Source organism: Candidatus Izemoplasma sp. (assembly GCF_982632705.1).
Window position 1 is genome coordinate 1 of the sequence record NZ_CEXEES010000057.1, and the last position, 9684, is coordinate 9684.

The 9684-nt window shown below is 31.7% G+C and carries 11 protein-coding genes; 1 reads left to right on the plus strand and 10 read right to left on the minus strand.

What is annotated here, in order from left to right; all coding sequences use genetic code 11:
- The 4 genes from AC2LE6_RS07260 to glpK all read right to left on the minus strand — a co-directional run.
- Window positions 1-274, minus strand: a 274-nt coding sequence (locus AC2LE6_RS07260; RefSeq protein WP_484478602.1) for a single-stranded DNA-binding protein, incomplete at its 3' end; no start/stop codon positions are given.
- A gap of 201 nt (window positions 275-475) precedes the next feature.
- Complete coding sequence (locus AC2LE6_RS07265) at window positions 476-1039, minus strand: LemA family protein (RefSeq protein ID WP_484478603.1); 564 nt, start codon at window positions 1037-1039, stop codon at window positions 476-478.
- A 15-nt stretch (window positions 1040-1054) separates the two neighbouring features.
- Window positions 1055-1918 carry a DUF3137 domain-containing protein gene (locus AC2LE6_RS07270; RefSeq protein ID WP_484478604.1) on the minus strand — a complete coding sequence of 288 codons (864 nt, stop codon included), beginning with the start codon at window positions 1916-1918 and terminating at the stop codon, window positions 1055-1057.
- A gap of 74 nt (window positions 1919-1992) precedes the next feature.
- Window positions 1993-3480, minus strand: a complete 1488-nt coding sequence (glpK, locus tag AC2LE6_RS07275; RefSeq protein ID WP_484478605.1) for a glycerol kinase GlpK — start codon at window positions 3478-3480, stop codon at window positions 1993-1995.
- 95 nt (window positions 3481-3575) lie between these two features.
- On the opposite strand from glpK, the gene AC2LE6_RS07280 reads away from it, so the two are divergent.
- Complete coding sequence (locus AC2LE6_RS07280) at window positions 3576-4511, plus strand: serine aminopeptidase domain-containing protein (protein ID WP_484478606.1); 936 nt, start codon at window positions 3576-3578, stop codon at window positions 4509-4511.
- Window positions 4512-4522: 11 nt separating this feature from the next.
- On the opposite strand, the gene yfmH is transcribed toward AC2LE6_RS07280, so the two are convergent.
- The 6 genes from yfmH to AC2LE6_RS07310 all read right to left on the minus strand — a co-directional run.
- Entirely contained in the window at window positions 4523-5800 is a 1278-nt protein-coding gene (yfmH, locus tag AC2LE6_RS07285) for an EF-P 5-aminopentanol modification-associated protein YfmH (RefSeq protein WP_484478607.1), read from the minus strand.
- Entirely contained in the window at window positions 5793-7049 is a 1257-nt protein-coding gene (gene yfmF, locus AC2LE6_RS07290; protein WP_484478608.1) for an EF-P 5-aminopentanol modification-associated protein YfmF, read from the minus strand. Before yfmF ends, yfmH begins: the two co-directional genes overlap by 8 nt.
- Before the next feature lie 40 nt (window positions 7050-7089).
- Window positions 7090-7803: a purine-nucleoside phosphorylase gene (gene deoD, locus AC2LE6_RS07295; RefSeq protein ID WP_484478609.1), complete on the minus strand. Its 714-nt coding sequence runs from the start codon at window positions 7801-7803 to the stop codon at window positions 7090-7092.
- Window positions 7804-7859: 56 nt separating this feature from the next.
- A complete protein-coding gene (locus AC2LE6_RS07300; protein ID WP_484478610.1) occupies window positions 7860-8510 on the minus strand; it encodes a YczE/YyaS/YitT family protein in 651 nt (216 codons plus the stop codon).
- Window positions 8494-9156 (minus strand): YczE/YyaS/YitT family protein, encoded by a 663-nt coding sequence (locus tag AC2LE6_RS07305; RefSeq protein ID WP_484478611.1) that lies wholly within the window; start codon window positions 9154-9156, stop codon window positions 8494-8496. Before AC2LE6_RS07305 ends, AC2LE6_RS07300 begins: the two co-directional genes overlap by 17 nt.
- Before the next feature lie 130 nt (window positions 9157-9286).
- On the minus strand, window positions 9287-9684 hold a 398-nt coding region (locus AC2LE6_RS07310), incomplete at its 5' end, for a hypothetical protein (RefSeq protein ID WP_484478612.1).

Consider the following 9684-nt stretch of genomic DNA (forward strand, 5'->3'; position numbering starts at 1 on the left):
TAAAACTCTTCTCTTCGCTACATTCATGAAACTTTTGAGATAGTCTTGCTTTGACACCTACAGTAGAGCCTTTTTTACAGTATTCGACAGTGTTTTCTGCAATTCCACTCCATAATGTACACTTAAGGAAATCAGTTTCATACTCCCCACTTTCAGCGTTTTTAAACCCTCTTTGAATCGCCATTGTGATTGTTGTAACGTTTCTTCCGTCGTCTAATGTTCTTAATTCAGGATCATAGACCAATCTCCCTACTAGTATTACTTGATTTAACATAAAATCACTCCTTTGAAATGATTATAGAACATCTTTTAAACAAAGTAACATAGCGGAAATAAAGATGTTAGAACTTTCTCAATAGTCGTTTATATATTTTTGTAATGAATTGGTGTTGATGTGGTTCATTATACATATTGATAAAACCAATTGTTTCAAGAAATCAAATAAATGTAAAAAAAAAGACCAATTTGGTCTTTTTTAGAATGTCATTTCTACATCTTGCATTTTAGCTTGTTCTGCTTCGAAGAATTCTTTCTTAGAAACATTTGCCATATTTGCAACAATGCTTGTTGGGAATGTAACGATTTTTGAATTAATTGTCGATACATTTGAGTTATATAATCTTCTAGCTGCTTGTAAATGCTCTTCTACATCAGAAATTGAATTTTGTAAGTTTCCAAACATTTTTTCAGCTTTTAATTCCGGATATGCTTCAACAGCAACATTAATTCCTGCTTGTACTGCATCCATTTTACCCATGAATTCTTGTTTTTCTTGTAACGATAATGATTTTGGTAATCCTTGACGCCATTTAGTTACATTTTCAAAAGTTTCAGCTTCGTGTTTCGCATATCCTTTTGTAGTTGCTACTAATTTAGTTAAAACATCAAAACGTTTTGTTAATGCTACATCAATACCAGATTCAGCTTCTTCAACTTTAACTTCTAATTGTTTTAAGCTGTTCATTGTTCCGATGTACCAGAATAATGGTATTACTACTAATACTCCTACTACTATTAATACAATTCCTAAATCTCCCATTTTATTACTCTCCTCTTATTTAAATATCCTATTATTTAATCTTAATTCGTCTATTACTTCTTTAATAACCAATAAATCTCTTTCAAATTCTTTGAATGTTTCCTCATCTAAGGGTCTAAACATTCTTAATTCGAATGTATCTCTATTGTTGTGGATTCCGATATAAAGTAAATTATCGATGAAACTAAATTTGATCGATCCTTTATTGTTCTTTTCAAAATCCATTAATGCTTCCATAAAGTGTGGTGTTAAAACATAAAATGCTGAATGATCACTTGTTGCATATGTTTTAAACTTCTTATTAAACTGAACACTTTCCAACTTAACTTTATTATATCCACGTTTTACTGTTGGTCTTCCATGTTCTAGAACTTGTAAGTATCCATCAAATGATTTATTGAAATCAAATACGAATATACGACCAAGGAAATACGTTTCATAATACGTTCTTGTCCCATTTTTAGTGTGTTCAACATGTCTTTCTTCTAATTTAACATCACTTGATTCAAATTGGACACCTGACATAGAACCTGATAAGTAATCTTCAGTATGCCATCTATCAGCATGTCTAACAAATTCAGTTGCGTACACTTTACCAATGTTTAAACCAGAGTCTGGATCAAAACGTCCATCATCTACAAAACTTGCTACTAAGTCTACTAACACTTGCTTTTTGAACTGATGAGATAGTTTACTAAATTCACTACCACCGATTGCTGCGTATATCAAACCACCAATTGCGATTATAATACCAATAAACATAACACTTGATAATAGAAATGCTAGTACACCACCTAGTATTGCTATTGGAGCACCAATCTTAACTTTTTTTTCTGCTGCTTGTTTCTTTACTTGAAATTCTTGTAAGTTTTCTTTCATCGACATCACCTTGCTCTATTATACAAGAAAACCTTCTATTTTACAAAAATAATACATAAGATAATACCGGTTACTTATTTAAACGTTTGAACTGCGTTTATCGCTTTGTTCCAACGGTCATATAGGTTCGTTCTCTTATCAATACTCATTGTTGGATAAAAAATCGTAAACTTTGTTTTTAATAAATTGATATCTTTCAAAGAATAATGTTTAATTCCTATAGCACTCATGTACATTGCTCCAAGTGCAGTTGATTCAAACACTTCTGGTCTTTTGATTTCTATATCCAATATATCTGATTGGAATTGCATTAATAAATCGTTGTTAGATGCCCCTCCATCCACTTTTAATGATTTTGGGTATATATTACTATCTTCATTCATAGAGTTGATGATATCTTTGGTTTGATATGCTAAAGATTCTAGTGTTGCTCTAGCTATATGATGTTTGGTTGTTGCTCTTGTTAAACCAAACATAGCTCCTTTAACCGAACTATCCCAGTACGGACTCCCAAGTCCTACAAAGGTTGGAACAACAACAACACCTCCGTTATCTTCTACTTGCAAAGCACTTTCTTCAGATTCGCTTGCCTTGTTAAAGAATTTTAAACCGTCTCTAAGCCACTGAATTGCACTACCAGCAACAAATACACTACCTTCTAATGCATATGTGATTTCATTATTGATACTATATCCAATGGTTGTTAACAACCCATTTTTGCTTACATAAGGTTTTTTTCCTGTATTCATTAACATAAAACAACCAGTCCCATATGTATTCTTCATATCTCCTACATCAAAACAACGTTGCCCAAATAATGCAGCTTGTTGATCTCCTAATATTCCAGTAATTGGAACGGATGCTCCAAAGAATGTCGTTTCTGATGTATATCCAAATAATGAATCACTAGAACATACTTCAGGAAGAATGTTCTTGTTCACATTAAAAATACTACATAATTCATCATCCCATTTTTTTTCATGTATATTGAATAAAAGAGTACGTGATGCATTAGAATAATCTGTTTTATGTTCTTTGTTTCCTGTCAATTTGTACAATAACCAACTATCAACAGTACCAAACATTAAGTCACCCGAATCTTGAAGTTTCGAAACGCCTTTAATATTATCTATTACCCATTTTATTTTTGATGCTGAAAAATATGGGTCAATCAATAAACCTGTCTTAGAACGTATCAAACTGTTTAAGTTTTGAGCCTCTAATAGCTCACAAACTTCACTTGATTGATTACTTTGCCAGACAATCGCTTTATACACTGGAAGCCCAGTTTTTCTATCCCAAAGGACTGTTGTTTCACGTTGGTTTGTAATACCAATACTAAGTATTTCTTCAGGATCCACATTCGCATTCAACAAGCATTCTGCCATAGTACTTAAAACACTTGTCCAAATATCGTATGCATCTTGTTCAACATACCCATCTTTTTGATATATCATCTCAATTTCTTTTTGACTACTACTGACTATGTTACCAAATAAATCAAAAAGTACGCTTCTTGAAGATGATGTTCCTTGATCGATTGACAATATGTATTGCTTCATATAACCACCTCTAAACCATTTTACCAAATTATGACAATTTTATAAATACAAATTTGACCTTTTATGTTATAATTAACTTTAATAGGAGGGATATTATGGAAAAGACTTTAAATATATTAGACCCTTATGATAACGAACTACATACACTACTTTGGACTACTGGTAGAAAAAAAGCTATTGGTGTTGTACAAATTGTTCATGGGAAAAGTGAACATATATCTAGATACAAAGAATTCGCAGAATATTTGAACTCTATTGGACTTGTTGTAATAGGGAATGATCACTTAGGTCATGGGATGTCGACAGATACTCATGAATATGTTCATTTTGCTGATACAATGGGATTCCACAAAGTATATGGAGGGGTTCAAGTCGTAAGAGACTACATCGAGGAAAACTATCCAGGATTACCTGTAATAATGTTTGCCCATTCTTTGGGATCATTTATTGGAAGATATGCAATATTATACGATCATAAACGTTATGATCAAGCCATATTCTCAGGAACTGGGTATTTCAACAGGTCAAAAATAAAATCTGCTAAATTAATGGCCAACGTCTTAATTAAGACGAAAGGGCCAACATATGTTAGTAATTTATTCACAAAAATTACAACTGAAGGCACAGTAAAATCAATGATGAAAAATGGTTTGATCAATCATAAAAAAGAATGGGTGTCACATGACCGTGAAATTCAAAATCATATGGTAAACTGTAATATGTGTGGTGCACCGTTTACGGTCGCAGCACAAAGAGATTTATTTGAATTCATATTAGAAGTTCAAAATAAGAAAAAAATTGTTGAAAGTGCTTCATCTACTGCTATTTACTTCATAAGTGGTGAATACGACGCACTAGGTGATTATGGAATAGCTTCTAAAAAGTTATTTACATTATACAGAAACGCTGGATACAGTAATGTACACTATACCGTTGTTAACGGAGCTAGACATGAAGTTATTAATGAAATAGACCGTGAACAAACATATGGAATTCTTGGAAAATGGATTCTAAAAAACATAAACCTATAAAAAAAATGAGATTATTTCTCATTTTTTTTTGGATTCAATGTAAAACTACTATATAGTTTCTTTTCTTTAAAGAGCTTCTGTACTTCTTTTAAGTCATTTACAGATAATTCTCTACTAACTTCTAGTAAATTGAATAAGTTATTGTTTTGATAATAATACTTCGTAAATGAGTTTGCAATAAATTCCAAACTATTCAACGCATGAATGTAAGATCCAAGTGTTTGCTTCTTAGTTCTAATAAAATCTTCTTTAAGTATTGAATCTACATCTATATTTAGTAGAATATCAGATAATCTCGCTTCTAATACTTCTGGTTTTGTTGATTCACTACCGATCATAAAGTAACCAAAACTTTCATTACAGCTAATATCCATACCAAACGAATCATTCACAAGACCATCAGATAGCAAGTCATTGAAGGCTTTTGTGCTTCTACCTAGAACTAAATCCATTAAAACACTTATAGCAAGTTCTGTTTTCATAATATCTTCTTTTGAAATGCTTGGGAGTAAGATACCCATTAGATAATTAGGAACCAAAACATCTTTTTCAATAGATTCATTTTTCCTAAATATCTTCATTTCATCATTTTGAATAGGTAACTGAGGTATCATCTCACCAAATTCTGAGACACATGATTCCTCTAAAAAGGCTATCGTATCTTCTGGAATAATGTTTCCTGTCACAAACAACATCATATTTTTTGGATGATAATACGCTTTGTGTGTTTCCTCTAAAATATCTTGATTGATTGTGTTTATTGATTCAATAGTACCTAAAATCTCGTTTGTTATTGGATGATCTTTAAATAAATTCTTTAACATACTCATATATACGACTGTATTTGGATTATCCAAATACATTTTTATTTCCTGTTCAATAATACTTTTTTCTTTTTCAATACCTTCTTCAGTAAACTGAGGATGAAACACAAAATTAAGTAATAAAGCCAAATTATCCTCGAATTTATCAGTACAACTAAATAAATATGTGGTTCTATCTGTTTGAGTAAATGCATTTACACTGGCTTGCTGCAAGGCAAACTGTTTAGATACATCTTCACTGTTCTGTTCAAATAGTTTATGTTCTAAGAAGTGAGCAATTCCATGAGGAATTGATTTCACACCGTCTTTACTTGATACAGTAGTATTAATAGAACCAAAGTTTGTTGATAGAGTTGCATATGTCTTATGAAACCCCTCTTTTGGCATTATATAAACGTTTAAACCGTTTTTTAACACTGTATGTGTCATTGTTTCTTTTACTGCACTATACTCAATTCTACTCATTATCTTCACCATGTAAGAAACATATTGTATCTAATGTTAGTTTCTGTACCACTTCTTTAATATCATTTAAAGAAATGCCTTTGATTGTGTTTAATGTTTTATCCATATCAATTTCTTGTTCATACAAAGAAGAATGTTCTAACTTATATGCAATACCGTTGATAGAGTCATAGCTCTGAATTAAGCCGTTTGTGTATGATTTTTTGGCAATATCCAAATATTCTTCTAACTCAGTTGTTGAATCAATTGATTTTAGAAGCAAATCAATTTCCTCAAGAACATGATCATATTCCTCTTTATTGATACCCAAATAGATAAAAAAGACACCTTTATATGGATTGTAACTACTTTGAACAGAGTATACTAGTCCAAGTTCTTCACGAATCTTTTTGAACAATAATGATTCACTACTTCCACCGAACAACATATCAAATAATATTGCCTCATAGTATAAATCTTGCTTGTAATATACAGGTAAACGGTACCCAAGGACAAGTTTTGCCTGTTCCACGTCTTGAATCATAGATTTTACATTTATTTTCTCAACATCTTTAGTAACTCTCTCGATTAATACTGGTTCGAATGAAATGTCATTAACACCAAACAAAGACAATATCTCTTTGTTAACATAATCAAAATCTATATCACCGACTACGGTTATATTCATTAAGTCATTTTTTATCATTGATTCAAAATTTATACGAATATCTTCGAATTTCAGTGTATTTAACGTCTCTAAATCTCCTAATGCATTGATTCGATACGGTTCATTTTCAAACATCGTATCTTGAAGAGTTTGAATGGCATATCTCATCTTATTGGCATAGATAGATTGATAGTATTCTGTCATTAATCTGTATTCCTCGTTGTATATTTCTTCTGATAATACAGGATTGTAGATCATTTCATGAAGAAAATCTAAGCCTTCTTTAAACAATGATTCACCAAACAATGTATACGGATCATCAATAATCGATAATTCAAACAGAATCATGTGTGTTTCACCTTTTTTACTGACACCCACATTAAATCTAGCAGCATACATATCATTTACTTTGGTAGAAACATCAATTCTTGATGGATACTTCTTAGAAGCCGCTCTCATGATGTAGGGTAATATAGCTCTTATAGTCGCTGTATCTCTCTCTAATGGAGCAACAAAAGCCACTCTAATCTTTGTAGATTTGAATGGTTTGGTTTGTATATGGTTCAATGTAAGGTTCTTTTGGATCGTTTTGTTGTACTTCATATGTCCACCTTCTATGAAAAAAGTGCTTAACGCACTTTTTTTATTCTGCTAATCCTAATGCAACTTCCATCATTTTAGTAAATGCATTTTGTCTTTCTTCTGAACTTGTTTCTTCTTGCGTTACTAAGTTATCAGATACAGTAAGTAAACAAGCCGCTTTCTTACCAGTTACTTTTGCGTTATGGAATAATGCAAATGACTCCATTTCAACAGCAATAGCTCCTTTTTCATCTCTGATTTTTTCAAATACTTTGAAATCTTCTCTATAGAAAACATCACTACTATGAATACATGTTTCAATAACAGGTATATTCAAGTCTTTCGCAACATTCTTAATTTTCTCGTTTAATTCTAGATCTGGATATGTGTATTCAACGATTTCGTTAGAACCAGATTGTGTTTGAGCATATGATGATTCACTCCAAGCTTTATCAACCAGCAATACATCATATAAGTTTAAGTCTGCAGTGTAAGCTCCACAACTACCTATTCTTACAATGTTCTCTACATCGTAGAATTTGTATAGTTCATATGAGTAAATACCAATACTAGGCATTCCCATACCACTACCCATGACACTAATTTTTTTACCTTTGTATGTTCCTGTGTATCCAAACATATTACGAACATTGTTAAATTTCTCTACATTTTCTAAAAATGTATCTGCGATAAATTTTGCTCTTAATGGATCTCCAGGCATTAATACAGTCTTTGCGATAATGTGTTCCTTTGCTTCAATATGCGGTGTAGCCATATATATTTCCTCCTAATGTGCAATTTCATTTTTATAATTGCCAACTATTTTATTATTTAATTTAATGTTTCATCGTTAAACATGTTTAGCATTGTAAATAGTCTTAAATACAACTTTACAGACATACCTACAGTTAAACTGAATATTAAAGTTCCTAAGCCTATCTGTCCATCATCAAATCCAACATATAACTGAATTAAAAATGCAACTGTGACAGCGCTCATCTCCATTATAACACGGATTAGAACCATTTTGTTTGTCTTAAATACTTTCATCATAGAAATCATGAATTCATCAAACACTCCTGCAGGATACGTTGATATGATTAGTAAACTACCACCAAGTGGAAGCATCAATAATCCTAATGTAAATGATAAAATCTGTGTGAACAGAGTTGATACATTAAAATTTACCATTATAACCAAATCAATAAAATCAAATATGTACCCAACTGAGAATATCGGTACTAACATAACTAGATATTTAAAACTTCTATTAAAATATACGACCAAGATGGTAAAGAATACTGCAACCATAATCATTGCATTTCCAATTGTTATTGGAAGTAGTTTATGTAATGCAAAATGTAAACTATCCCAACTACTACTACCTATATCGCTTCGTAACATAAATAATACACCGAACGCGATTGTTAACATACCAAGAAGGTATATTAATGTGTTCTTAACACTAATTTGTGTCTTCATCTTTTAATTCCCCTAACTGTTTTAGGAAGAACTCTAATAATGGAGGTAACATTAGTACAACAATAATTGATGCAATACCAACAGCTCCAAAATCAATTCCCGCTAAAAATCCGAACAAGGTACCTAAACTAATACCCAGTGCTTCAATTCCGATACGGATTAAAGTCATACTCTTAATTTTTGTTATGTTCATTAACATGATCGTTAATTCATCAAACACAAAAGCAGGAAAGTGTGACGCAATTATAAAACTTAATCCAAGAGGAATCAGTACTCCTCCTGCAAAACTTATAATTATACGTAACCCAATTACTTGTGGTTCCCATGTACCAAGACCTATTAGGTCCCAAAAATCAATTGACAGTGCAACTAGACCTATTGGGAAAATCATCCCAAGTAGAATCCATTTCTTCGTATAAAATAATACCGCACCCATCATAAAAAACGCAATGACAAATGACACCATACCAAGTGTAACATCAAACAAATACTTATCTATTAAAGCTTCTAGATTAGCGGTTACTGTATCCCATGGACCAGCACCTAAGTTTGCCCTCAGCATCAAAATAACACCAAGACCAAGTATGAAAAAGCCTAGAAAATAGAAAATGACTTTCTTTGTACTAAATTCCATTGTTCTTTTCATAACAGACCTCCATCCGTAAAATCGCGTAAGCCGAATTTACGGGGGCTTGTTCACTCCTAACCATATTTTAGGATTAACGTCATATATATTGTATTAAAAATAGCATAAAAAAACAAGTCCTAGGACTTGCTTATTCATCAATCTCAACAACCATGTTCACCACAGTAATTATTTCTCCGTTATCTCCGTTTACTTGAACCTCTTCAAACCCGCTAATTTTAAAGGCAATCCCATCACTAATAAATAAGAAATCTTCATAGTAATACGTTCCACCAAAATTCTCAACATAGAAGTCTTTAACTTCTCTAATTGTAGAGTTATATACTTGGGCATCTAACTTATAGTATTCTCTAGAAATACAGTCTTCTTCATCTTCTATTTGACAGATATCAATCAAACCACTATATGTTTCATCTGTTGATAATACTCTCTTGAAATAACCAAGATCAAATGTATCATCTTCAGAATCTGTTTCAAATTGAAGCAATACACCTGTTTTAGGTGGTAACGCTACTGAATAAGTTTGAT